Source organism: Pseudomonas sp. Pseusp21, assembly GCF_059492145.1.
On sequence record NZ_CP168520.1, the window covers coordinates 4,472,010 to 4,493,576 of the forward strand.

Below are 21,567 nucleotides of genomic sequence, written 5' to 3' on the forward strand. Positions count from 1 at the left end.
GGTTTTACACATTCAAGGATTGATTGTGACCACCACTTCCCGCAATGCCCGGCTGATCATCACGGCGCGGCTGATCTCCGATTTCGGCGCGTTCCTCAACATGGTTGCGCTGGCCACTTATGTCTACCTGCTGAGCAACAGCGCGATGAGCGTGGGGATTTTTCTCGCCAGTCGGGTGGGCGGCGGAATTTTCGCCAGCCTGATCGGCACGGCGTTTTATCGTCGATGCAGTGGCCGTCTGCCGTTGATTGCCTTCGATCTGCTGCGCGCCGCTGTGCTCGGGCTGTTGCTCATCTTGCCGGTCAGTCAGCAGGCGCTGTTGCTGCCGCTGATTGCGTTCGGATTGGGCTTTGGCAATTCGATGTTCGCCATCGGTCTCAACAGTCAGTTGCCGCGATTGATCGAGCCGGCGCAGTTGCTCAAGACCAATGCGTGGATTACGTCCGCCTCGTCCATGGCGATGGTCGGCGGCAGTCTGGTGTCCGGGTTGCTGGTCGCGGGGTTTGGTTTTGAAACGGTGTTTGTGCTGAATGCGCTGACCTATCTGCTGGCGGCGCTGTTGATCGCGCCGTTGCGCTTCAGCGCACCGGAGCCCGTCAACGAATCCAGCGCTGAGCGCAGCGAATGGTCAGCCTTGGTCCAGGGCTTGCGCAGCGCTCCGGTAGTTGCGGCGATGCTGGCGGTGACCATGGCCGACACCCTTGGCAGCGCTGCGCACAACGTCGGTTTTCCGATCATTTCCAAACTGCTGACACCGGACTCGGCGAGCACCACGCTGGGCCTGATGCTCGCAGTGTGGGCCGCCGGCAAACTGCTCGGTGCGCGGATCGCCAGTCGCCTCAACGGCTCGGAAAACATTCATCTGGAGCGCCGCTACTTCGGCGGCGTGCTGCTGATGTCCTGCGGCTTCATCCTGATGTTCCAGCAGCACAGCGTCGTCGGTCTGTTGCTGTTTTCGCTGCCGGCCGGACTGGGCGACGGGTTCTCGGAAGTCGGCCTGATGTCACGGCTGCAACGGGAACCGGAGCCCCTGCGCCTGCCGATTTTCAGTTTCCTGACGCTGTTGCAGATGACCGGGTTCGGCGTCGGCATGCTGATCGCCGCACCGTTTTATGAGTGGTGGGCGCCGGGCGCCGTGGTGTTGTTGTTCCACGGCATTCCCCTCGCCACAGTGCTGTCGATGAAAATCCTGCTGCTCAGGCGCGCGCGGGTTGCGCGCAGCAGCCCGACGCCAGTTCCTTGAGGATCGGGCAGTCCGGGCGATGGTCGCCGTGGCAGTGCTCGACCAGATCCTGCAGGGTGTCGCGCAGTTCGCCGAGTTCGCGGATCTTCTGATTCAGCTCGTCGATGTGCTGGCGGGCCAGGGCCTTCACATCGGCGCTGGCGCGCTGGCGATCCTGCCAGAGCGTCAGCAGTTTGCCGACTTCCTCCAGCGAAAAGCCCAGGTCCCGCGAACGCTTGATGAATGCCAGCGTGTGCAGGTCATCGTCGCCGTAGACGCGATAGCCGCTGTCGGTGCGATGAGCAGCCTTGAGCAGACCGATCGACTCGTAATAACGGATCATCTTTGCGCTCAGGCCACTGTGGCGGGCCGCTTGGCCGATGTTCATCGGTTGTCCTCCAGATCCTCGGGTTTCCAGGTTTTCAACAGTAGCGCATTGCTCACCACGCTGACGCTCGATAAGGCCATTGCCGCGCCGGCCAGCACCGGATTGAGAAAGCCGAACGCCGCCAGCGGAATGCCGATCAGGTTGTAGACGAAGGCCCAGAACAGGTTCTGGCGGATCTTCGCGTAGGTCTTGCGGCTGATCTCCAGCGCGGCCGGCACCAGCCTTGGGTCGCCGCGCATCAGGGTGATGCCGGCGGCGTGCATGGCCACGTCGGTGCCGCCGCCCATGGCGATGCCGATGTCGGCCGCCGCCAGCGCCGGTGCGTCGTTGATGCCGTCGCCGACCATGGCCACGACCCCGGTTTTCTTCAGCTCGGCGACACTGGCGGCTTTTTCCGCCGGCAGCACTTCGGCGTGGACATTTTCGATGCCCAGCGCTTCGGCCACCACCCGGGCGCTGCCGCGGTTGTCGCCGGTCAGCAGGTGGCTGTGGATGTGCTGGGCCGCCAGTTGTTGCACCGCGTGCAGCGCGCCGGGCTTGAGGGTGTCGCCGAAGGCGAACAGGCCGAGTACGCGGGGCGCCGGATTTTGCTCGATCAGCCAGGACAGCGTTCGACCTTCGGTTTCCCAGGCCTTGGCGGATTCGCTCAAGTTTCCGGCGTTCAGACCGCTTTCTTCCAGCAAGCGCCGGTTGCCCAGCGCCAGGCGCCGACCGTCGAGGCTGCCGGCGATGCCGCGCCCGGTCAGGGACTGGCTGTCGCTGACATCCGGTACGCTCAGATCGCGTTCGGTACAGGCGTCCAGCACCGCTTTGGCCAGCGGATGTTCGCTGCCGCGTTGCAGTGCGCCGGCCGCTGTCAGCAGGGCGTTTTCATCACCGTCGATTGCGCTGAAATGCGCGATGCGCGGCGTGCCGGAGGTCAGGGTGCCAGTCTTGTCGAATACCACGGCGCTGACTTCATGGGCACGTTCCAGTGCCTCGGCGTCCTTAATCAAAATCCCGTGACGGGCGGCCACTCCAGTACCGGCCATGATCGCGGTAGGTGTCGCCAGACCGAGGGCACACGGGCAGGCGATCACCAGCACCGCGACGGCGTTGATCAACGCGGTTTCCAGCGGCGCGCCGTACAGCCACCATCCGATCAGCGTGGCCAGGGCCAGCAGCAACACGGTCGGTACGAACACCTGACTGACCTTATCCACCAGTTTCTGGATCGGTGCTTTCGCAGCCTGGGCGTCCTCCACCAGACGGATGATCCGCGCCAGCACGCTTTCCGCACCGAGCGCCGTGGTGCTCACCAGCAAGCGGCCTTCGCCATTGATCGCACCGCCGGTGACCTTGTCGCCCGGCTGTTTAGGCACCGGCAGGCTTTCGCCGCTGATCAGCGCTTCGTCGGCATGGCTCTGGCCCTCCAGCACCTCGCCGTCCACCGGGAAGCGTTCACCGGGTTTGACCAATACCCGATCGCCAAGGCGAAGGGTGTTGATCGCGACGTCCTGTTCGCGACCATCGATGACTTGAATCGCCCGCTCCGGCCGCAGGGCTTCCAGTGCGCGAATGGCGCTGGCGGTCTGGCGTTTGGCGCGGCTTTCGAGGTATTTGCCGAGCAGCACCAGAGCGATGACTACCGCCGACGCTTCGAAATACAGATGCGGCATGCGCCCGTCGGCGGTGGCCCATTCGTAGAGACTCAGGCCATATCCGGCGCTCGTGCCCAGCGCTACCAGCAAGTCCATGTTGCCGGCGCCGGCGCGCACGGCTTTCCACGCGGCCACATAAAACCGCGCGCCGAAAATGAATTGCACCGGGGTGGCGAGGGCGAACTGCGCCCAGGCTGGGAGCATCCAGTGAATGCCGAACGGTTGCAGCAGCATCGGCAACACCAGCGGCAAGGCGAGGGCGATCGCACAGATCAACGCCCAGCGTTCATGGTTCAGGCGTTGCTGGCGATTGTCGGATTGTGGATGTTCGAGTTCGAAGAGGCTGGCCGAATAACCGGCCTTGCTCACGGCGGCGATCAGGGTTTGCGGGTCGACCGCGCCGAGCAATTCGAGGTGGGCGCGTTCATTGGCGAGGTTGACGCTGACGCTCTTCACCCCCGGTACTTTGTTCAGTGCGCGTTCGACGCGACCGACGCACGAAGCGCAGGTCATGCCGTCGATGTTCAATTCCACGGTTTGCTGCGGCACGCTGTAACCGGCGCGCTCAACCGCTTCCATCAGCGCCGGCAGGCTGTCGCCGGGTGCCTGCACCCGGGCCTGTTCGGTGGCGAGGTTGACGCTGACGGCACTGGCACCGCTGACTTTGCTCAACGCCCGCTCGACACGGCCGGCGCAACTGGCGCAGGTCATGCCACTGATGGGCAGATCGAAGGTGATGGAATCGGACATCGGTCGTACTCCCTGTAGTGGATGTCTACAGGATCAACCTTGCCATGCTGGCAAGGTCAAGCGCCAGTTTCCGCTACCGGCTGCTCGCTTGTTCGCCTGATCGTTCCCACGCTCCGCGTGGGAATGCAGCCGGGGACGCTCTGCGTCCCAAAGCGTGACGCAGAGCGTCACAAGAGGCATTCCCACGCAGAGCGTGGGAACGAGCGGCAGGCCTTAGTAACCGAGGCCGGTGGGCTTGAGGTACATGCCTTCCTGGTTCATCGCGATGCGGAATTTCAGGATGTCGCCGGCGTGCAGTTTGATCTCCTGCGAGCCCGGCGCGAGCATGCCTGGGTTGCAGCCCGGCATTTGTCCCGGCAGCAGTTTCAGGCGCAGCGAGACATTGCCCGGCGGCAGGTTGAACGATGTGCTTTGCTCCTGAAACAGGCGCGCCGACAGCTGATCCTGGATATACACGCCAATTTCGCAGGAGGTCGCCACTTCCAGGCGCTCGCGGGAAATGATCAGCACCCCGTAATCTTCCCCGGCGGCATGCACCGAAGGGATCGCGGCAAAGAGGCTGAGTAAGCCAAACAGGCTGAAAGCTGACCAGCGCATGGCTGAATCTCCTGAATTCATGTCATTGATGCGTGCAGCTTGGCCGAGCGCGGCGCCGATTGCCAGCCCGGCAGTTTTTTGCAGAACTTGACCTTGCCATCGTGGCAAGCCTGAAACTGCCGGCAACCTCACTCAAAGGAGTCATTCCATGCAAGTGTTCACTGTTGAAGGCATGTCCTGCGGTCACTGTGTCAAAGCCGTCACCCTGGCGGTGCAGAGCAAGGATCCGGCCGCCAGCGTGCGGGTCGATCTGGCGGCGAAGGAAGTCGGCGTCGAAAGTGCGCTGAGCGCCGAGCAGGTTATCGAGGCGATCAGCGAAGAGGGCTACGCCATCAAGCTCGCCTGATCTTTTTAATAGTTAGCGAGCTACCGGAATGTTCAAGGCGTCCTCGCGCGGCTAGACTGTCGGGCTGCACTCAACTCAACTGCCCGCCCGACCTGGACGCCTGATGAACTTCCGTACCCTTCTGATTCTCGGTGCCCTGACCGCCTTCGGTCCGTTGGCGATCGACTTCTATCTACCCGCGTTTCCCACTATGGCGCTGGCGTTCGGCACCGACGAGAAACACGTCCAGCTGACGCTGTCGGCCTATTTCTTCGGCCTGTCCATTGGCCAACTGGCTTACGGGCCGTTGGCGGATCGCTTCGGCCGGCGGATTCCGTTGCTGATCGGTCTGACGCTGTTCACGTTGGCGTCAGTGGCCTGCGCCTATGCGCCGAATCTGGATTGGCTGATCGGCGCACGGCTGGTGCAGGCGCTGGGCGGTTGTGCGGGGATGGTGATTGCCCGGGCGGTGGTCAGCGACAAGTGCGATGCGGTGGGTTCGGCGAAAGTCTTTTCGCAGCTGATGCTGGTGATGGGGCTGGCACCGATACTGGCGCCGATGCTCGGCGGCCTGCTGGTCAACACCACGGGGTGGCAGTCGATCTTCCTGGTGCTGACCGGTTTCAGTGCCTTGGCCGGGCTGGCGGTGGCCCTCGGCCTGCCGGAAAGTCTGCCGGCGCATGTTCCGCGCCAGCCGTTGTCCGGTGCTTTGCGTCAGTACGGCCGGCTGCTGGCGGATCCGGTCTACATGGGCCATGCTCTGACCGGCGGCATCGCCATCGCCGGGATGTTTGCCTACATCGCCGGCTCCCCTTTCATATTCATCAAACTGTACGGCGTGCCGGCCGAACATTTCGGCTGGCTGTTCGGCACCAATGCGGCCGGGTTCATTCTGGTGGCACAGGTCAATGCGCGACTGTTGGCCAAACGTGGTCCGGCGTTCCTGCTGTCGCGGGCGGTCTGGGTTTACCTGGGCGCCGGGCTGACGCTGCTTGCGGTCAGCGCCTTGCACACCGAGGCGCTGTGGCCATTGCTGATTCCATTGTTCATCTGCGTGGCCAGTCTTGGCTGCATCAGCCCCAATGCGGCGGCGTGTGCGATGAACGGGCAGGGCGGTCGCGCCGGCAGTGCTTCAGCGTTGCTCGGTAGCCTGCAGTTCAGCGTTGCCGCCGGGGCTTCGGCGCTGGTGGGGATCCTGCACGATGGCACCGCCGTGCCGATGGCCATCGTCATCAGCCTGTGTGGATTGCTGGTGGTGTGCGCAGCGATGCTCACCCGGCGCATACAGAATGCCCGGGCGCTGGCAAAGGCGCAGGCTGAAATCTGAAACGAAAGCCTCAGCCGACAGCGCGTTGCTGGCCGGGGTCGGGAATCTGATGGGGCGCGTGCAGACGCGCTTCGAGGGTGCGTGTGAAGGCCAGCGCTTCGGCCTCACTGCGGAAGGTCACGGCGTGCTGGTCAAGACGAACTTGCCACTGGGACTTTGCCACTTCTTTTATCAGGATCTTCATTGCTGACCTCCCGTACGTAAAAGATTGCATCGCAGAGGACTCGATTGTAGTCCTGAATACGATCGCAATTGTGACAAGGGTCAAGCATCTGACTGACGGCAAAAAAGCGCCGCAGCCCCCGAGCCAGACATTTTTGGTGCTGGCGAAGGCTGCGGTCTTGCGGGTTTTAGAAACCTTCTAAAACAATTTTCCCCTTGGCCTTGCCGCTTTCCAGCAATTCATGGGCGCGGCGCAGGTTGCTCGCGTTGATCGTGCCGAAGTGCTCGCCGACCGTGGTTTTCAAGGTGCCGCTGTCGATCAGCCCGGCCACTCGATTGAGCAGTTTGTGCTGCTCGATCATGTCCGGCGTTTCGAACAGCGAGCGGGTGTACATGAACTCCCAGTGCAGCGACAGGCTCTTGCGCTTGAGTTTGGTCACGTCCAGCGCTTTCGGATCGTCGATCAGCGCCAGTTTGCCTTGCGGCGCCAGAGCCTCGACCAGTTGGTCCAGGTGCTGTTCGGTCTGGGTCAGGCTGGCGACGTGGGTCACGTGGGCCACACCGGCGCGTTTCAGTTCTTCGCTCAACGGCTGGCTGTGATCGATCACCAGGTCAGCGCCCAGCTCAGTCACCCAGTCGCGGGTCTCAGGGCGGGAGGCGGTGCCGATCACCTTGAGTCCGGTCAACTGGCTGGCCAGTTGGGTGAGGATCGAACCGACGCCGCCGGCCGCGCCGACGATCAGCAGGCTCTGGCCTTCGTCAGTGTTGCCTTCGCGAATCTGCAGGCGTTCGAACAACAATTCCCACGCCGTAATGGCGGTCAGCGGCAAGGCGGCAGCTTCGGCGAAGCCGAGGGTTTTCGGCATGTGGCCGACAATCCGCTCATCCACCACGTGCAATTCGCTGTTGCCACCGGCCCGGGCAATGGAGCCGGCGTAGAACACCTTGTCGCCGGCCTTGAACAGGGTCACTTCACTACCGACGGCCTTGACCACACCGGCCACGTCCCAGCCCAGTACCTTGGCGGCGCCGCCTTCCGGTGCGACGTTCTGGCGAACCTTGGTGTCGACCGGGTTGACCGAAATCGCTTTGACTTCCACCAGCAGGTCGCGGGGGCCGGCTACCGGTTCTGGCAGTTCGATGTCTTGCAGGGATTTTTCGTCGCTGATCGGGAGCGAGGCGTAATAGGCGATGGCTTTCATGGAGAACTCCGAAAGTGAATAAAGGAAGGTTTCAGGCGATGACGCGCAGGCGCTTGAGTTCGAAGTGTTCGAGGAACGCCTCGGCCTGGCTGCGGAAATGCTGGATATGCGCGCTGGCATCGTGGGCTTGCAGGGCTTCGTCGCTGGCCCACTGTTCGATCATGTAGAAGGCCAGTGGATTGGCCAGGTCCTGATGCAGTTCGTACTGACCGCAACCCGCTTCGGCGCGGGTCGGTTCGATCAGGGCGCGCAGGTGCTGTTCGAGAGCGTCCTGCTGGCCAGGTCGGGCGATCAAGGTGGCAATGGCGGTGAAAGGCTGGGACATGTTCGACTCCGGGACGGGATGAATTCGATGGAAGGCATGATTGGCTATTTCTGCCCGAGATAAAACCGGCTAAAAGAGCAGTCTCTTTCAATTTTTTTTTGATAATCGAGGCTGAGGATGCTGCGTTTCGATGACTTGCAGTTGTTTGTCCGGGCGGCGGATCTGGGCAGTCTGTCGGCTGCGGCGCGGGTGATGGACCTGTCCGCCGCGGTGGCCAGCGCCGCGCTCAAGCGGATCGAGCAGCAACTGGGCGCGCGTTTGTTGGCACGCTCCACCCGCAGTCTGCGGCTGACGGCCGAAGGTGAAGGGTTTCTTGAGTACGCCCGCGCTGCGTTGAGCAACCTGGATGAGGGGCGCCGCCTGCTGGCCAGCGGGCAGGACCAGGTCAGCGGCATTCTGCAACTGTCGGCGCCTTCGGATTTTGGCCGTAACCTGCTGTTGCCGTGGCTCGATGACTTTCAGCGCGAGCATCCGAAGCTGACCGTGCGCCTGTTGTTGGGCGATCGCATCGCCGACCTGTTTCGCCAGCCGGTGGACATCGCCTTGCGCTACGGCGAGCCGGAAGACTCCAGTCTGGTGGCGTTGCCGATTGCCCCGCACAACCGACGTGTGCTGTGCGCATCGCCCGCCTACCTGGCTAGGCACGGCGAGCCGCTGCATCTGGAGCAGCTCGCGCAGCACAACTGTCTGCTGTACATGCTCGGTGGCCGGGTGCATGACCACTGGAGTTTCCACGATGGCAAGCGTGAGGTCAGCCTGACCGTCAGTGGCGACCGCTTCAGTGACGACGCCGATGTGGTGCGCCTGTGGGCGGTGGCGGGAGCCGGGATCGCCTACAAGTCGTGGCTGGATGTGGCCGGTGATGTGCTGGCGGGGCGGCTGAAAGTGTTGTTGCCGGAGCTGCTCTGCGAACGCGCTCCGCTGAATCTGCTGTGCGCCCATCGCGCACAATTGAGTAAGCCGGTGAACCTTCTGAGGGAAATGCTCGCCAGCCGTTGCGCCGAATTGAGTAGCCGATTTCCCGTTTTTCAGGAGTCTGACCATTAGTCGCAGGTAAATAGCGAAATTTCTCTCAGGAACAATCACCAACCACGTCCACTCAGGCGCAGGACGCAGCGAGCAACCCGCTTATACTAGCGACCGCCTGAAGCCCGCACCGACAGGCCGGCAAGAGAACGATCAGACCGGAACCGGCGAGGCAGGAACGAGGGTCGCGACAGTACTGCGGTTTCCTTGCTGCGGCGCGCTGCCTTGCCTCGGCTCAAGGCGTTTTGCGCGCCTTGGCTGACGACTGATTACTGGTCAAGATGTCTATGAGCAGTAGACGATACGATTCAACAGGGAGTGAATACATGGAACATGCACCTTGCATCAGCCAGATCGCCACGTTGCTGGCCGATCCCAAACGCAGCGCGATGATGTGGGCGTTGATGGACGGCTCGGCGCGGCAGACCGAGGAGCTGGCGTTGCTGGCCGGGCTTTCGCCTTCGTCAGCCAGCGCGCATCTGGGGCGCTTGTCCGCTGGGGGGCTGTTGAAGGTCGAGGCGCGCGGACGCAAACGCTTCTTTCGTCTGGCGGCTCCCGAAATCGGCGCGGCCATCGAAGCGCTGGCCAGTGCCACCCTGGCCAGCGCCCCGCGAGAAATCCCCGACGTGTTCAAGCGTGCCTCGCCGGTCGTCAGGCCCCAGGCCGCTCCTTCGTCACTGCTGCGTGCGCGGTTTTGCGACGACCATCTCGGGGGCACGCTGGCCGCCGATCTGTACCAGCGGATGCTCGACGCCGGCTGGATCGAGCAGCTTGAAAACCGGGTGGTCGTGACGCACAAAGGCTCGACACAACTGGCCGGGCGCGGGGTCTACATCCAGGCGCTGGCCCATCGCAATGCCCAGGTGGCTTGTGCCTGTCCGGACTGGAGCGAGCGTCGTCCGCACATGGGAGGCTCGCTGGGAGCGGCGTTGTTGCAGCTGTTCATGCAGTCGGGCTGGCTGGTGCTGCCCAAGGACTCCCGTGCTTTGCAACTGACGGCGGCGGGCCAGCGGGAAATTCATCGATTTGCCTGTGAAACCGAGCTGGAAATGGCGTTATAGAGCGCTTTCTTCCACGGATGTACTCCTGAACGTCGTCAACGGCTGCGAACAAGTCGCATCTGGCACAGGCGCGCAACCGCTATCGCGCACACTCGATCCGGGGACTTTTCGGATTGAGGAGGTGGCATGGACACGGGAAACTACAGCGCGGCAGATCGACTGGAGCGCCTGCCAGTCAGCGGTTATCACCGGATCATCTTTATCATCATCGCCCTGGCGTTTTTCTTCGACTCCATGGATCTGGCGATGATGACCTTCCTGCTCGGCTCGATCAAAGCCGAGTTCGGCCTGAGCAGCGCCGAGGCTGGTCTGCTGGCCAGTTCGAGCTTTTTCGGCATGGTGCTGGGGGCGTCGCTGTCCGGGATGCTGGCTGATCGATTCGGCCGAAAACCGGTGTTCCAGTGGAGCATCGTCCTGTGGGGGCTGGCCAGTTACCTGTGCTCCACGGCGCAGACGGTCGAAAGCCTGACGCTGTTTCGCATCCTGCTGGGAATCGGCATGGGCATGGAGTTTCCGATTGCTCAGTCGATGTTGTCGGAGTTGATCCCTGCCCAGCGTCGGGGTCGCTATATCGCCTTGATGGACGGCTTCTGGCCGCTGGGTTTTGTCGCGGCGGGCGTGCTGTCGTATTTCCTGCTGCCGTTGATTGGCTGGCGCGACATCTTTCTGGTGTTGGCGGTGCCGGCGGTGTTCGTGCTGGCGATCCGCTTTTTCATTCCCGAGTCGCCGCGCTGGCTGGAACAGGCCGGCAAACATGACGCAGCGGACAAGGTTTTGTGCGGCATCGAGGCGCGGGTACAGGCATCGCTGGGCGGTGCTGCATTGCCGGCGCCGGTTCGTCTGCCACGTAGTGTGACCCCGCCGGGCCATTTCCTTTCGGCGCTCAAACAGATCTGGTCTCCGCAGTATCGCCAGCGCACGACGATGATCTGGAGCCTTTGGTTCTTCGCGCTGCTCGGCTTCTACGGCCTGACCTCCTGGCTCAGCGCGCTGCTGCAACAGTCGGGGTTTGCGGTCACCCAGTCGGTGTATTACACGGTGCTGATTTCCCTCGGCGGGATTCCCGGTTTCCTGATGGCGGCCTGGCTGGTGGAGCGCTGGGGACGCAAGCCGGTGTGCATCGTCACGCTACTCGGCGGCGGGGTGATGGCGTTTCTGTACGGGCAGAGCGCAGTGTTCGGCGGCAACGTGGCGCTGCTGATCGGCACGGGGCTGTTGATGCAGTTTTTCCTGTTCGGCATGTGGGCGGTGCTCTACACCTACACGCCGGAACTGTATCCGACCTCGGCGCGGGCGACGGGCTCGGGGTTCGCCTCGGCTATCGGGCGCGTGGGTTCGCTGCTCGGGCCGTTGGTCACCGGGCTGGTGTTCCCGATCACCGGGCAGGGCGGGGTATTTGCGCTGGGAGCGCTGTGCTTTGCGATTGCGGCGGGGGTGGTGTGGCTGTTCGGGATGGAGACGCGGGGTAAAACCTTGGAGGAATTGACCGAAGCAGAAGTGATTGGCTGAACCCTGACCCAAACTGTTGGAGCGAGCTTGCTCGCGAAAGTGGTGTATCAATCAACATCTTCGTTGAATGACAGGCCCTATTCGCGAGCAAGCTCGCCCACATTGGTTATGCGCTGTTGCTTATGGTTTTACCAGGCGCGCATCCAGGCTGTTCTGCGCCAGACGCTTGGCCTGATCCTGAGTCATGCCCAGGTGGGTGTGCAGCGCATGGAAGTTCTCGGTCACGTAACCACCGAAGTACGCCGGGTCATCGGAGTTCACCGTGACTTTCACGCCACGCTCGAGCATGTCGAGGATGTTGTGCTGGGACATGTGATCGAACACGCAGAGCTTGGTATTCGACAGCGGGCACACGGTCAGCGGGATCTGCTCGTCGATGATCCGCTGCATCAGACGCTCGTCTTCGATGGCGCGTACGCCATGGTCGATGCGCTGGATCTTCAGCAGGTCGATGGCTTCCCAGATGTATTCCGGTGGGCCTTCTTCACCGGCATGGGCGACGGTCAGGAAGCCTTCGTGACGGGCACGGTCGAACACGCGCTGGAACTTGCTTGGCGGGTGACCCATCTCGGAACTATCCAGACCCACCGCGACGAACGCATCACGGAACGGCAACGCCTGGTCGAGGGTTTTCTGCGCTTCGTCTTCGCTCAGGTGGCGCAGGAAACTCAGGATCAAACCGCTGGTGATACCCAGTTGCTGCTCGCCGTCTTTCAGCGCGGCGGCGATGCCGTTGAGCACCACTTCGAACGGGATGCCACGGTCGGTGTGGGTCTGCGGATCGAAGAACGGTTCGGTGTGAATCACGTTCTGTTCTTTGCAGCGCAGCAGGTAGGCCCAGGTCAGGTCGTAGAAATCCTGGGAGGTGCGCAGCACGTCGGCGCCCTGGTAATACAGGTCGAGGAATTCCTGCAAATTGTTGAAGGCGTAAGCCTTGCGCAGGGTTTCGACGTCGCTCCAAGGCAGGGCGATCTTGTTGCGTTCGGCCAGGGCGAACAGCAGCTCGGGCTCCAGCGAGCCTTCGAGGTGCAGGTGCAGTTCAGCCTTGGGCAGGGCGTTGAGCCAGTCGTACATATTCTTTTCTCATCAGGTGCAATGGCGGGCATTCTACAGATGCCCGCCGAAACAATTGGCAAAACCTGACCAACCGATCCATCACACCGCTTCCTGCTCCCGTCGATAGGCGTAGGTATCGGCGAAGCGCGACAGAAGGAATTCGGCGCAGGTGGTGGTGGGATATTTCGCTGGATGCTGTGCGTCCTGGCAACCGGGCAGGCACTCGATACGGGTATCCGGATGCGGCTCGGCGAAGAACGGCATCGAGTAGCGATCCACCCCGGGCGGGCTGATGACCCGGTGCGGGGTCGAGCGATATCGGTCATTGCTCCAGCGCGCCATCATGTCGCCGAGGTTGACCACGAAGGTGCCGTCGATGGGCGGTGCGTCGATCCACTGGCCGTTGACGTTCTTCACCTGCAGGCCGCCGGCGCTGTCCTGATAAAGCAGGGTGATGCAGCCGTAATCGGTGTGCGCGCCGGCACCTTGCTGTTCGGCGGAACTGGCAGTGTGGCGCGGCGGGTAATGGATCATTCGCAATACGCTGACCGGTTCGTTGAAGCGTGTATCGAAGAAGTCGCGCTCGATGCCCAGCGCCAGCGCCATGGCCCGCAACAGGGTTTGCGCGAGCGCCTGCATGTCGAGGTAGTGCTGCTCCATCAGCGCTTCCCAACCAGGGATGGCCGGATGACGGTTGGGGCCACGCAAGGGTTTTCCTGCCAGCACCTCGGGATGATCGGCCGGCAGGTGCAGGCCCATGTCGAAGGTTTCCTTGAGATCGCTGGGTTTGTCCGGGTCGAGCTGTTCGGTGGCGATGGCGCCGTAGCCGCGATGATGGACGGTCTGGGTGATGTCGATCTTGAGTTTTTCTTCTGCCGGTTGCGCAAAGAAGCGCTGTGCGTGATCGAGCAGGGATTCGATGCGCTGCGCAGAAATCGGGTGGCCCTTGATATAGAAGAAGCCCCATTCGCGGCAGGCGTGGTCGATCTGTTCGGCGACGGCGGGCCAGGCGTTCTGGTCGTTGGAGTAGAGCGGCGAGATGTCGATGATCGGAAGCTGATCCATACACAATCCTTGAAAGGTATAAGGGGGATCGTTCCCACGTCGAGGCGTCGAACCGTCTGCGTGGGAATGCCTCAATGGACGCTCCGCGTCCGCGTTCGGCAGGGACGCGGAGCGTCCCGGGCTGCATTCCCACGCGGAGCGTGGGAACGATCACCGGGTAGATGTTGGAATTTACTTCGGCATCTCGGCCTTCATGCCTTCGACGTAGTAGTTCATCGACGCCAGTTCGGCGTTGGTGGCGCTGACCCCCGCCGGGATTTTCTCGACGCCGGCCTGATCCTTGATCGGCCCGGTGAACGGTTGCAAAGCGCCGCTCTTGATGTCGGCGATGATCTGCTCGGCTTCGGCCTTCACCGGTGCCGGCACCAGGTCGCTGATCGGCAGTTCGACCGTGCCTTCCTTCAATCCGCCCCAGTAGTCCTGGGATTTCCAGTTGTGGTCGATCACGCTCTGGGTCGCTTGAATGTAGTGCGGCGCCCAGTCGTTGACGATCGAGGTCAGCACCGCTTTCGGGCCGAAGTGCGCCATGTCCGAAGCGTAGCCCACGGCATACACACCACGCCGCTCGGCGGCCTGAATCGGCGCCGGGCTGTCGGTGTGCTGGAACACCACGTCCACGCCCTGGTCGATCAGCGCGTTGGCGGCATCGGCCTCTTTGCCAGGATCGAACCACGAGTTGACCCACACCACTTTGATTTCGGTGCCGGGGTTGTACTTGTTCAAGGCCAGTTGAATGGCGTTGATGTCGCGGATTACTTCGGGGATCGGGAACGAGGCGACGTAGCCGATTTTTTTGCTCTTGGTCATCTTCGCCGCGAGGAAACCACCGACGTAACGACCCTCGTAGGTACGCGCCAGGTAGGTGCCGAGGTTCTTGTCCTGCTTGTAGCCGGTGGCGTGTTCGAAGGTCACCTTGGGAAACTGTTTGGCGACTTTCACCGTCGGGTTCATGTAGCCGAAGGAGGTGGTGAAGATCAGGTCGTAATTGTCCTTGGCCATGTTGCGGATCACCCGCTCGGCATCGGCGCCTTCGGCGACGTTTTCCACGTAGTTGGTGGTGATCTGCGTGCCGAGTTTTTCCGCCAGCGCCTTGCGCCCCTGTTCATGCTGATACGTCCAGCCGTGGTCGCCGATGGGGCCGATGTAGACGAAGCCGACTTTCAGTGGATCGGCGGCACTGGCGCTCAGGCTGAGGCCAAGGCCCATGGCGATGCACAGCAGTGTTTGCAGTGGACGGTTTTGCATGAACGCGAACTCCCTTTTGTTGTGTGTGGGGAGGGCAATGCAAAAGGCTGACCAAGCGGACAACAATCTGGCTTGAAACCGAGGCGCGCCCATCGCGGGCAAGCCCGCTCCCACAAAAGCACCGCGATCCCTGTGGGAGCCGGCTTGCTCGCGAAGAGGCCGTAAAGTCCAATAAAAGTGCAGGCGTAGATAAAGCTGCCATCCACTGGTGCGCTAAGGTGTAACGAAACGTTAGCGCCGCCCCGCAGTCAGTAGCTCATTCGCACTCTTCGGCAAAAAGGCCCGTCATGTTCACCATCCTCAAGCAAGAAAGCTTTCTGCTGCTGGCCCTGATCGCCGCCCTTGTCGCGTATCCGCTGGAGCACTGGCTGCTGCATAGCGGCCAGATCGTCGCGCTGACGGCCGGGCTGGTGCTGATCGCCTTCATCGTCGCCGCCTCGATGCGCGTTGCCCATCAGGCTGAACTGCTCGCTGAAAAAGTCGGCGACCCGTACGGCACGATGATCCTGACCCTCGCCGCCGTGCTGGTGGAAGTGGTGATCCTGGCGATCATGATGAGCAACGAAGCTTCGGCCACACTGGTGCGCGACACGATCTATTCGGCGGTGATGCTCGACATCAACGGCATCCTCGGCCTCGCCGCGCTGATGGGCGGGATCAAGCATGGCGAGCAGTCCTACAACGACGATTCGGCCCGCAGTTACAGCGTGATGATTCTCACCGCCATGGGCGTGTCGATGGTGGTGCCGGAGTTCATTCCCGAGGCCAACTGGAAAATCTATTCGGCCTTCACCATCGGCGCGATGGTGGTGCTTTATGCGTTGTTCCTGCGCATGCAGGTCGGGCCGCACAGCTACTTTTTCAGCTACAGCTACCCGGACAAACGCCGCAAGAAAGAGCCGGTGGAACAAGAGCCGAAACCGGTCAGCCTGGCGCTGTCGATCGGCATTCTGGTGTTCGGTGTGGTGGTGATCGGCGCACTGGCCGAGGTGATGTCCAAGACCCTCGATCTGGGCCTGGAAGGGACGGGCGCACCACCGGTGATCACGGCGATTCTGGTGGCAGCGATTTCCGCGGCGCCGGAGATTCTGACCGCGTTGCGCGCGGCGTTGGCCAACCGTATGCAGTCGGTGGTCAACATTGCGATGGGGGCTTCGTTGTCGACGGTGATCCTGACGGTGCCGGTGATGGAGGCGATGGCGCTCTACACCGGGCAGCCGTTTCAGATGGCGATGACGCCAGTGCAGACGGTGATGATCTTCATCACGCTGATCGTCAGTGCGATCAACCTCAATGACGGGGAGACCAATGCCATCGAGGGCATGACCCACTTTGTGCTGTTTGCGACGTTCATCATGTTGTCGCTGCTCGGCCTTTGAAGGCGACCATCGCTGACCGATCGTTCCCACGCTCCGCGTGGGAATGCATACCGGGACGCTCTGCGTCCCAACGTCGGACGCAGAGCGTCCATGGCTGCATTCCCACGCAGAGCGTGGGAACGATCAGAGACTTACGCTTGGATCAGGTACCGGAAATCAACTGCCGAGCCGCCTGGCTGTGATCGGCAATCAGGCCTTTGAGATCCAGTCCTTCAACCTGCCCGTCAACCACTCGCCATTTGCCGCCGACCATCACGCGATCCGCCCGGTCCGCGCCGCACAACAGCAGCGCCGAGATCGGGTCATGGCTACCGGAGAAGCGCAGTTCATCGAGTTTGAACAACGCCAGATCCGCCTGCTTGCCGACTGCCAGTTCACCGATGTCGGTGCGACCCAGCAGGCTCGCCGAACCCTTGGTCGCCCAGCCCAGCACACGTTCCGGAGTGATCTTCTCGGCGCCGTAACGCAAGCGCTGGATGTACAGGGCCTGACGCGCTTCGAGGATCATGTTCGACGCATCGTTGGACGCCGAGCCATCCACGCCGAGACCGAACAACGCGCCGGCATCGGTCAGTTCGATGCTCGGGCAGATGCCGGACGCCAGACGCATGTTCGAGCTCGGGCAATGGCAGATACCGGTGCCCGCCGCGCCGAGACGGGCGATTTCGTCGGGGTTGAAATGGATGCCGTGGGCCAGCCACGTGCGCGGGCCGAGCCAGCCGACGCTGTCCAGATAATCCACCGTGCGCAGGCCGAAGCGTTGCAGGCAGAAGTCTTCTTCGTCGAGGGTTTCGGCGAGGTGAGTGTGCAGGCGCACATCGAGTTTGTTCGCCAGTTCGGCGCTGGCGGACATGATTTCCGGGGTCACCGAGAACGGCGAGCACGGCGCCAGAGCGATCTGGATCTGCGCGCCGTCGCCACGTTCGTGGTACTCGTGAATCAGACGCTGACTGTCGTCGAGAATTACTTGGCCTTCCTGCACGGTCTGTTGTGGCGGCAGACCGCCGTCCTTCTCGCCGAGGCTCATCGAACCACGGGTGAGCATGGCGCGCATGCCCAGTTCACGCACGGTTTCGACTTGCACGTCGATGGCGTTTTCCAGGCCATCCGGGAACAGGTAATGGTGATCGGCAGCGGTGGTGCAGCCCGACAGCAGCAACTCGGCCAGCGCGACTTTGCTGGCGAGGGCGAGTTTTTCAGGCGTCAGGCGCGCCCAGACCGGGTACAGGGTTTTCAGCCACGGGAACAACGGCTGATTGACCACCGGCGCCCAGGCGCGGGTCAGGGTCTGATAGAAGTGGTGATGGGTGTTGATCAGGCCCGGCAGGATCACGTGTTCACGGGCGTCGAACACTTCATTGCATGGGGTCGATGGCTGCTGACCGGCGCCGAGCACTTCGGTGATCACACCGTCTTGCAGGACCAGACCGCCACGGGCATCGAGACCGTTGGCCGTGAAAATAGCGAGGGGATTTTTTAACCAGATACGGGTCGCAGGCATTGTGGCCGGCTCCTCTGAAAGTTGGGTTCAGGGTTGCCAGCTCAGTGTTGCCCTGTCTGCTGATCCAGGGTCGCCGCGAGGGGCGAGGTGCGGAGTTTCGAACAAAATGTTGCGACGGGCAAGCCCGACCCGACCAGACACCGGGATAACCCTGTGGGGGTGAGCCCCCACAGGGTCCAGTGATTACCAGGGAATGGTTTCACCCTTGTAGTTCACGAAGTGATGGCCGCCCTTGCCGGCGAACGCATCCACCTGATCCACCAGGCCACGGGTGCTGGTCTCCACGTCGATGTCGGCACCTTCACCGCCCATGTCGGTTTTCACCCAGCCCGGATGCAGCGACAGCACCGTAAGTTTCTGCTCGCCCAACTGCGTGACGAAGCTGTTGGTCATCGAGTTCAGCGCCGCTTTGCTGGCCTTGTACAGCGCCAGTTCCGGCGCGTCGGGCATGGTCACGCTGCCGAGCACCGAACTCATGAACGCCAGCACGCCACTGCCGTCGCGGATCTGCCCGACAAAGCGCTGGGCCAGATTGATCGGTGCCACCGCGTTGGTGAAGAACAACTGACCGACTTCCGCCAGCGTCGCGCCGCCCGGGGTCTGCACTTCGGGGCCTTTGACCCCGGCGTTGACGAACAGCAGGTCGAAGGTCTGGCCCTTGAGCTTCTGGCTCAGGGCGATCACCGCTTGCTGGTCGTCCATGTCGAGTTTTTCGATCTGCACGTTGCCCAGAGCTTCGAGAGCCTCGGCATTGGAAGGATTGCGAACCGTGGCGGTGACTTGCCAGCCGTCGGCCAGCAGGGTTTTCACCAGTCCCAGGCCCAGCCCCCGGGAGGCGCCGATGATCAATGCGTGCTTGGCAGGATTAAGTGCGGACATGATTGGCTTTCCTTGAAAGTTGAAAGATCACGGGTTCAATGGACAACGTTGACCGAGCCGATGCTGCAACTCCTGGCGCAACTCACCGAGTTCGGCCATGCGGGTTTCGACCAGCTTGAGTTTGTCTTGCAGCAGTTGCGTGACGGTGGTGTCAGGATTTGGCGATTGCCACAGCGCGCCAACGCTGCTGCCGATCTCGCCGAGGGTAAAGCCCAGACGCTGCGCCGTTTTGATGTAGAGCACCAATTGCACCATCTCCGGCGGATAGTCGCGATAACCGTTGGCGCTGCGTTGCGCCGCGATCAATCCGCGCTCCTCGTAAAAACGCAGCGTGTCACGGCTGACATCGCAGGCGTGGGCCAACTCACCGATGCGCATCTTGCAGGTCTCGAAAGTGTTTGACCCTGGAGCATACTCCAGGCTTTACCGTGGTTGCTCCCTGAATTTTCGGAGCAAGGATGATGTGGACTTCAACGCAGTATCGGCAGGTGGTGCGCGGCAGCGCCTGGTATGACTTGATCGTGACGGCGGCGTTTGTCACACCGTGGAGTTTTGCTGTGTTGCACGGGTTGCTGACGGCGCTGAGTCAGGCGCTGGAGCTGCCCGGCGAGCTGCCGCCGTTCGAACCTGCGCATCTGTTGATCGCCAATTTGTTCGGTTCGGTGGTGTGCATGTGGGCAGTGCTGCGGATTCGTGATCCGCAGCCGGTTTATGGGCGCTATGACGCGGTGACGCGGTTTCTGTTCGCCGCGTGGATGACGTATGCCCTGGCCCACGGCGCCAGTTCGTTGGTGGTGGGTTTCCTGGTTCTCGAAGTGGCGTGGGGCATCGCTCAGGCGTTGCCGGTCCGGCCGCTGTCGCGAGCCGTAACGGCTTAGTGCCCGGCCTGCCACGGCTGCCCCAGTGATACCGGCGCGTACAACCGTGTACGCAGCGCATCCCGCGACAACAACACCAGCACCAGAATCGTCGCGACATACGGCAGCATCGCCAGCAGACTCGAAGGAATCGCCAGCCCCAACCCCTGCGCCACCAGGTGCAGGATGCTGGCGAGTCCGAACAGATACGCACCGAGCAGCAAGCGCCACACCCGCCAACTGGCGAACACCACCAGCGCCAGCGCGATCCAGCCGCGTCCGGCGGTCATGTTCTCGGCCCACATCGGCGTGTAAGCCAGCGACAGATAAGCGCCGGCCAGTCCGGCCATCGCGCCGCCGAACAGCACCGCCAATGTACGCACGGTCAGCACCGGCAAACCCATGGCACTGGCCGCATCCGGGTTCTCGCCGACCGCTTGAATGATCAGCCCGACACGGCTTTTCACGATCACCCACGCCACCAGCGCAAACAGCGCGAACGACAGGTACACCAACAGATCCTGGGCAAACAGCATCCGCCCAATCAGTGGGATTTCGCTCAAGTAAGGAATCGCCAGCGGCTCGAATCCCGCCAGCGGTTTGCCGACCCACGCCGCGCCGACAAAGGTCGACAGGCCGACGCCAAAAATCGTCAGCGCCAGCCCGGTCGCCACCTGATTGGCGTTGAACACCAGCGCCACCAGAGCAAACAGCGACGACAGCAACATCCCGGCGAGCATCGCCAACACCACGCCGAGCCACAGGTTGCCGCTGTTGAACGCGACGATGAAACCGATCACCGCGCCAAACAGCATCATGCCTTCCTGACCGAGGTTGAGTACGCCGCTCTTCTCGCAGATCAATTCACCCAACGCCACCAGCAGCAGTGGCGTGCCGCAGCGCACCATGGCGTAGAAAATATTGCTCAACAGATCGATATCCATTACAGCGCTCCGGCGGTTACGGCGGTGGTAGAAGTGCGCCGCACCCAGCGCAGGTTCAGGCGTGGCCGATAGAGGATCAGCACGTCACAGGCCAGCAGGAAAAACAGCATCATTCCCTGAAATAACTGAGTGATCGCCTGCGGTAGATTCAGCGTCATCTGCGCGCTCTCGCCACCGATGTACAGCAGCGCCATCAACAGGCTGGAAAACAGAATGCCGATCGGATTGAGCCTGCCGAGAAACGTCACGGTGATCGCCGCATAGCCGTAACCCGGTGAGACCTGCGGCACCAGTTGGCCGATCGGTCCGGTGACTTCGCAGACACCGGCCAGTCCCGCCAATCCTCCGCTGATCAGCAGTGCGAGCCAGATCAGACGCTTCTCGCGAAACCCGACAAACCCTGCCGCACGCTTGTCCAGGCCCAGCACCTTGATCTGGAAACCGACGAAGCTTTTCTGCAACAACACCCACACCGCGACCAACGCGAGCAAGGCGAAATACACGCCGATGTGCGCCCGCCCGTCCTCCATCAACAGCGGCAGGCGGCTGGCGTCGCTGAACATTGCCGACTCGGGAAAGTTGAATCCGGCCGGATCTTTCAGCGGCCCGTGCACGCAAAACAGCAACAGGTTCAGCGCGATGTAATTGAGCATGATGCTGGTGAGGATTTCGTTGGCGTTGAAGCGGGTACGCAACCAGGCGGTGAGTCCGGCCCACGCGGCGCCGGCGAACGTGCCGGTGAGCAGGATCAGCACCAGCGCCCAGCGGCTTTGCAGATCGATGATGTTCACCGCCAGCGCACTGCCCGCCAGGGCGCCGAGCAGCAACTGGCCTTCGGCGCCGATGTTCCAGATCCGCGCCTGATAAGCCACTGCAAGGCCCAACGCACACAACAGGATCGGCAGGGTTTTGACCAGCAGTTCGCAGATGCCGTACAGGTCGCTGACCGGGGCGATCAACAAGGTGTGCAAAGTCTTCAGCGGATCATGGCCAAGGGCGACGAACAGCAACGATCCGCAGACCAGCGTCAGCGCCGCCGCCAGCACCGGCGAGCACCACAGCATCAGGCGCGATTGCCGGCCACGGGGTTCGAGGGAAAGCAACATG

22 protein-coding genes are annotated in these 21,567 nt (G+C 62.2%); 8 read left to right on the top strand and 14 right to left on the bottom strand.

The window, feature by feature from the left end; genetic code table 11:
• Positions 1–25 precede the first annotated feature (25 nt).
• Positions 26–1,243, top strand: a complete 1,218-nt coding sequence (locus ACEN93_RS20265; protein WP_039773243.1) for an MFS transporter — start codon at positions 26–28, stop codon at positions 1,241–1,243.
• On the opposite strand, the gene cueR is transcribed toward ACEN93_RS20265, so the two are convergent.
• From cueR to ACEN93_RS20280, 3 genes are all read right to left on the bottom strand, one after another.
• On the bottom strand, positions 1,197–1,610 hold the full coding sequence (cueR, locus tag ACEN93_RS20270) for a Cu(I)-responsive transcriptional regulator (RefSeq protein ID WP_007958485.1): 414 nt from the start codon (positions 1,608–1,610) through the stop codon (positions 1,197–1,199). The two genes, ACEN93_RS20265 and cueR, sit on opposite strands and share 47 nt — an antisense overlap.
• Complete coding sequence (locus tag ACEN93_RS20275; RefSeq protein WP_495610435.1) at positions 1,607–4,000, bottom strand: heavy metal translocating P-type ATPase; 2,394 nt, start codon at positions 3,998–4,000, stop codon at positions 1,607–1,609. Before ACEN93_RS20275 ends, cueR begins: the two co-directional genes overlap by 4 nt.
• Positions 4,001–4,213: 213 nt before the next feature.
• Entirely contained in the window at positions 4,214–4,597 is a 384-nt protein-coding gene (locus tag ACEN93_RS20280; RefSeq protein WP_039773239.1) for a hypothetical protein, read from the bottom strand.
• 148 nt (positions 4,598–4,745) lie between these two features.
• Here ACEN93_RS20280 and ACEN93_RS20285 point away from each other — a divergent pair, with 148 nt between their 5' ends.
• Together ACEN93_RS20285 and ACEN93_RS20290 are read left to right on the top strand one after the other, a co-directional pair.
• Complete coding sequence (locus tag ACEN93_RS20285) at positions 4,746–4,943, top strand: cation transporter (protein WP_074689706.1); 198 nt, start codon at positions 4,746–4,748, stop codon at positions 4,941–4,943.
• A 103-nt stretch (positions 4,944–5,046) separates the two neighbouring features.
• Positions 5,047–6,249, top strand: coding sequence for a multidrug effflux MFS transporter (locus ACEN93_RS20290; RefSeq protein ID WP_074689707.1), 1,203 nt, complete (start codon positions 5,047–5,049; stop codon positions 6,247–6,249).
• Between the two features lie 10 nt (positions 6,250–6,259).
• On the opposite strand, the gene ACEN93_RS20295 is transcribed toward ACEN93_RS20290, so the two are convergent.
• The 3 genes from ACEN93_RS20295 to ACEN93_RS20305 all read right to left on the bottom strand — a co-directional run bounded on the left by ACEN93_RS20295 (position 6,260) and on the right by ACEN93_RS20305 (position 7,938).
• Positions 6,260–6,433 (bottom strand): hypothetical protein, encoded by a 174-nt coding sequence (locus ACEN93_RS20295; protein ID WP_166742328.1) that lies wholly within the window; start codon positions 6,431–6,433, stop codon positions 6,260–6,262.
• A gap of 166 nt (positions 6,434–6,599) precedes the next feature.
• Positions 6,600–7,613, bottom strand: a complete 1,014-nt coding sequence (locus ACEN93_RS20300) for a zinc-binding alcohol dehydrogenase family protein (RefSeq protein WP_039773233.1) — start codon at positions 7,611–7,613, stop codon at positions 6,600–6,602.
• A 31-nt stretch (positions 7,614–7,644) separates the two neighbouring features.
• Positions 7,645–7,938, bottom strand: a complete 294-nt coding sequence (locus ACEN93_RS20305; protein WP_011332308.1) for a putative quinol monooxygenase — start codon at positions 7,936–7,938, stop codon at positions 7,645–7,647.
• 117 nt (positions 7,939–8,055) lie between these two features.
• On the opposite strand from ACEN93_RS20305, the gene vimR reads away from it, so the two are divergent.
• The 3 genes from vimR (at position 8,056) to ACEN93_RS20320 (ending at position 11,534) form a co-directional block, all read left to right on the top strand.
• Positions 8,056–8,985 carry a transcription regulator VimR gene (gene vimR, locus ACEN93_RS20310; RefSeq protein ID WP_490841778.1) on the top strand — a complete coding sequence of 310 codons (930 nt, stop codon included), beginning with the start codon at positions 8,056–8,058 and terminating at the stop codon, positions 8,983–8,985.
• Between the two features lie 305 nt (positions 8,986–9,290).
• Positions 9,291–10,025, top strand: a complete 735-nt coding sequence (locus ACEN93_RS20315) for an ArsR/SmtB family transcription factor (protein WP_039773229.1) — start codon at positions 9,291–9,293, stop codon at positions 10,023–10,025.
• 126 nt (positions 10,026–10,151) lie between these two features.
• Positions 10,152–11,534: an MFS transporter gene (locus ACEN93_RS20320; RefSeq protein WP_039773228.1), complete on the top strand. Its 1,383-nt coding sequence runs from the start codon at positions 10,152–10,154 to the stop codon at positions 11,532–11,534.
• Between the two features lie 120 nt (positions 11,535–11,654).
• Here ACEN93_RS20320 and ACEN93_RS20325 read toward each other — a convergent pair whose 3' ends face one another.
• From ACEN93_RS20325 to ACEN93_RS20335, 3 genes are all read right to left on the bottom strand, one after another.
• Positions 11,655–12,608, bottom strand: coding sequence for an adenosine deaminase (locus ACEN93_RS20325; RefSeq protein ID WP_007958502.1), 954 nt, complete (start codon positions 12,606–12,608; stop codon positions 11,655–11,657).
• An 81-nt stretch (positions 12,609–12,689) separates the two neighbouring features.
• Positions 12,690–13,655: an isopenicillin N synthase family dioxygenase gene (locus tag ACEN93_RS20330; RefSeq protein ID WP_495610436.1), complete on the bottom strand. Its 966-nt coding sequence runs from the start codon at positions 13,653–13,655 to the stop codon at positions 12,690–12,692.
• A 171-nt stretch (positions 13,656–13,826) separates the two neighbouring features.
• Positions 13,827–14,900 (bottom strand): BMP family ABC transporter substrate-binding protein, encoded by a 1,074-nt coding sequence (locus ACEN93_RS20335; RefSeq protein ID WP_039773225.1) that lies wholly within the window; start codon positions 14,898–14,900, stop codon positions 13,827–13,829.
• A 287-nt stretch (positions 14,901–15,187) separates the two neighbouring features.
• Here ACEN93_RS20335 and ACEN93_RS20340 point away from each other — a divergent pair, with 287 nt between their 5' ends.
• Positions 15,188–16,279 carry a calcium:cation antiporter gene (locus ACEN93_RS20340; RefSeq protein WP_074689709.1) on the top strand — a complete coding sequence of 364 codons (1,092 nt, stop codon included), beginning with the start codon at positions 15,188–15,190 and terminating at the stop codon, positions 16,277–16,279.
• Positions 16,280–16,421: 142 nt separating this feature from the next.
• On the opposite strand, the gene ACEN93_RS20345 is transcribed toward ACEN93_RS20340, so the two are convergent.
• From ACEN93_RS20345 to ACEN93_RS20355, 3 genes are all read right to left on the bottom strand, one after another.
• Positions 16,422–17,780: an 8-oxoguanine deaminase gene (locus ACEN93_RS20345; RefSeq protein ID WP_085667775.1), complete on the bottom strand. Its 1,359-nt coding sequence runs from the start codon at positions 17,778–17,780 to the stop codon at positions 16,422–16,424.
• Between the two features lie 183 nt (positions 17,781–17,963).
• Positions 17,964–18,659 (bottom strand): SDR family oxidoreductase, encoded by a 696-nt coding sequence (locus ACEN93_RS20350; protein ID WP_074689711.1) that lies wholly within the window; start codon positions 18,657–18,659, stop codon positions 17,964–17,966.
• Positions 18,660–18,686: 27 nt separating this feature from the next.
• Complete coding sequence (locus ACEN93_RS20355; protein ID WP_495610437.1) at positions 18,687–19,037, bottom strand: MerR family transcriptional regulator; 351 nt, start codon at positions 19,035–19,037, stop codon at positions 18,687–18,689.
• An 83-nt stretch (positions 19,038–19,120) separates the two neighbouring features.
• Here ACEN93_RS20355 and ACEN93_RS20360 point away from each other — a divergent pair, with 83 nt between their 5' ends.
• Positions 19,121–19,537: a hypothetical protein gene (locus ACEN93_RS20360; protein ID WP_074689713.1), complete on the top strand. Its 417-nt coding sequence runs from the start codon at positions 19,121–19,123 to the stop codon at positions 19,535–19,537.
• Here the strand turns inward: ACEN93_RS20360 and ACEN93_RS20365 are convergent.
• Both ACEN93_RS20365 and ACEN93_RS20370 read right to left on the bottom strand, forming a co-directional pair.
• On the bottom strand, positions 19,534–20,460 hold the full coding sequence (locus ACEN93_RS20365) for an ABC transporter permease (RefSeq protein ID WP_039773215.1): 927 nt from the start codon (positions 20,458–20,460) through the stop codon (positions 19,534–19,536). The two genes, ACEN93_RS20360 and ACEN93_RS20365, sit on opposite strands and share 4 nt — an antisense overlap.
• On the bottom strand, positions 20,460–21,566 hold the full coding sequence (locus tag ACEN93_RS20370; RefSeq protein ID WP_495610438.1) for an ABC transporter permease: 1,107 nt from the start codon (positions 21,564–21,566) through the stop codon (positions 20,460–20,462). Before ACEN93_RS20370 ends, ACEN93_RS20365 begins: the two co-directional genes overlap by 1 nt.
• Position 21,567 lies beyond the last annotated feature (1 nt).

Bases quoted from the DNA above. Each gene is read 5' to 3' on its own strand.
- cueR (WP_007958485.1), bottom strand. From the start codon at position 1,610: ATGAACATCGGCCAAGCGGCCCGCCACAGTGGCCTGAGCGCAAAGATG.
- ACEN93_RS20275 (WP_495610435.1), bottom strand. From the start codon at position 4,000: ATGTCCGATTCCATCACCTTCGATCTGCCCATCAGTGGCATGACCTGC.
- ACEN93_RS20280 (WP_039773239.1), bottom strand. From the start codon at position 4,597: ATGCGCTGGTCAGCTTTCAGCCTGTTTGGCTTACTCAGCCTCTTTGCC.
- ACEN93_RS20285 (WP_074689706.1), top strand. From the start codon at position 4,746: ATGCAAGTGTTCACTGTTGAAGGCATGTCCTGCGGTCACTGTGTCAAA.
- ACEN93_RS20290 (WP_074689707.1), top strand. From the start codon at position 5,047: ATGAACTTCCGTACCCTTCTGATTCTCGGTGCCCTGACCGCCTTCGGT.
- ACEN93_RS20295 (WP_166742328.1), bottom strand. From the start codon at position 6,433: ATGAAGATCCTGATAAAAGAAGTGGCAAAGTCCCAGTGGCAAGTTCGT.
- ACEN93_RS20300 (WP_039773233.1), bottom strand. From the start codon at position 7,613: ATGAAAGCCATCGCCTATTACGCCTCGCTCCCGATCAGCGACGAAAAA.
- ACEN93_RS20305 (WP_011332308.1), bottom strand. From the start codon at position 7,938: ATGTCCCAGCCTTTCACCGCCATTGCCACCTTGATCGCCCGACCTGGC.
- vimR (WP_490841778.1), top strand. From the start codon at position 8,056: ATGCTGCGTTTCGATGACTTGCAGTTGTTTGTCCGGGCGGCGGATCTG.
- ACEN93_RS20315 (WP_039773229.1), top strand. From the start codon at position 9,291: ATGGAACATGCACCTTGCATCAGCCAGATCGCCACGTTGCTGGCCGAT.
- ACEN93_RS20320 (WP_039773228.1), top strand. From the start codon at position 10,152: ATGGACACGGGAAACTACAGCGCGGCAGATCGACTGGAGCGCCTGCCA.
- ACEN93_RS20325 (WP_007958502.1), bottom strand. From the start codon at position 12,608: ATGTACGACTGGCTCAACGCCCTGCCCAAGGCTGAACTGCACCTGCAC.
- ACEN93_RS20330 (WP_495610436.1), bottom strand. From the start codon at position 13,655: ATGGATCAGCTTCCGATCATCGACATCTCGCCGCTCTACTCCAACGAC.
- ACEN93_RS20335 (WP_039773225.1), bottom strand. From the start codon at position 14,900: ATGCAAAACCGTCCACTGCAAACACTGCTGTGCATCGCCATGGGCCTT.
- ACEN93_RS20340 (WP_074689709.1), top strand. From the start codon at position 15,188: ATGTTCACCATCCTCAAGCAAGAAAGCTTTCTGCTGCTGGCCCTGATC.
- ACEN93_RS20345 (WP_085667775.1), bottom strand. From the start codon at position 17,780: ATGCCTGCGACCCGTATCTGGTTAAAAAATCCCCTCGCTATTTTCACG.
- ACEN93_RS20350 (WP_074689711.1), bottom strand. From the start codon at position 18,659: ATGTCCGCACTTAATCCTGCCAAGCACGCATTGATCATCGGCGCCTCC.
- ACEN93_RS20355 (WP_495610437.1), bottom strand. From the start codon at position 19,037: ATGCGCATCGGTGAGTTGGCCCACGCCTGCGATGTCAGCCGTGACACG.
- ACEN93_RS20360 (WP_074689713.1), top strand. From the start codon at position 19,121: ATGTGGACTTCAACGCAGTATCGGCAGGTGGTGCGCGGCAGCGCCTGG.
- ACEN93_RS20365 (WP_039773215.1), bottom strand. From the start codon at position 20,460: ATGGATATCGATCTGTTGAGCAATATTTTCTACGCCATGGTGCGCTGC.
- ACEN93_RS20370 (WP_495610438.1), bottom strand. From the start codon at position 21,566: ATGTTGCTTTCCCTCGAACCCCGTGGCCGGCAATCGCGCCTGATGCTG.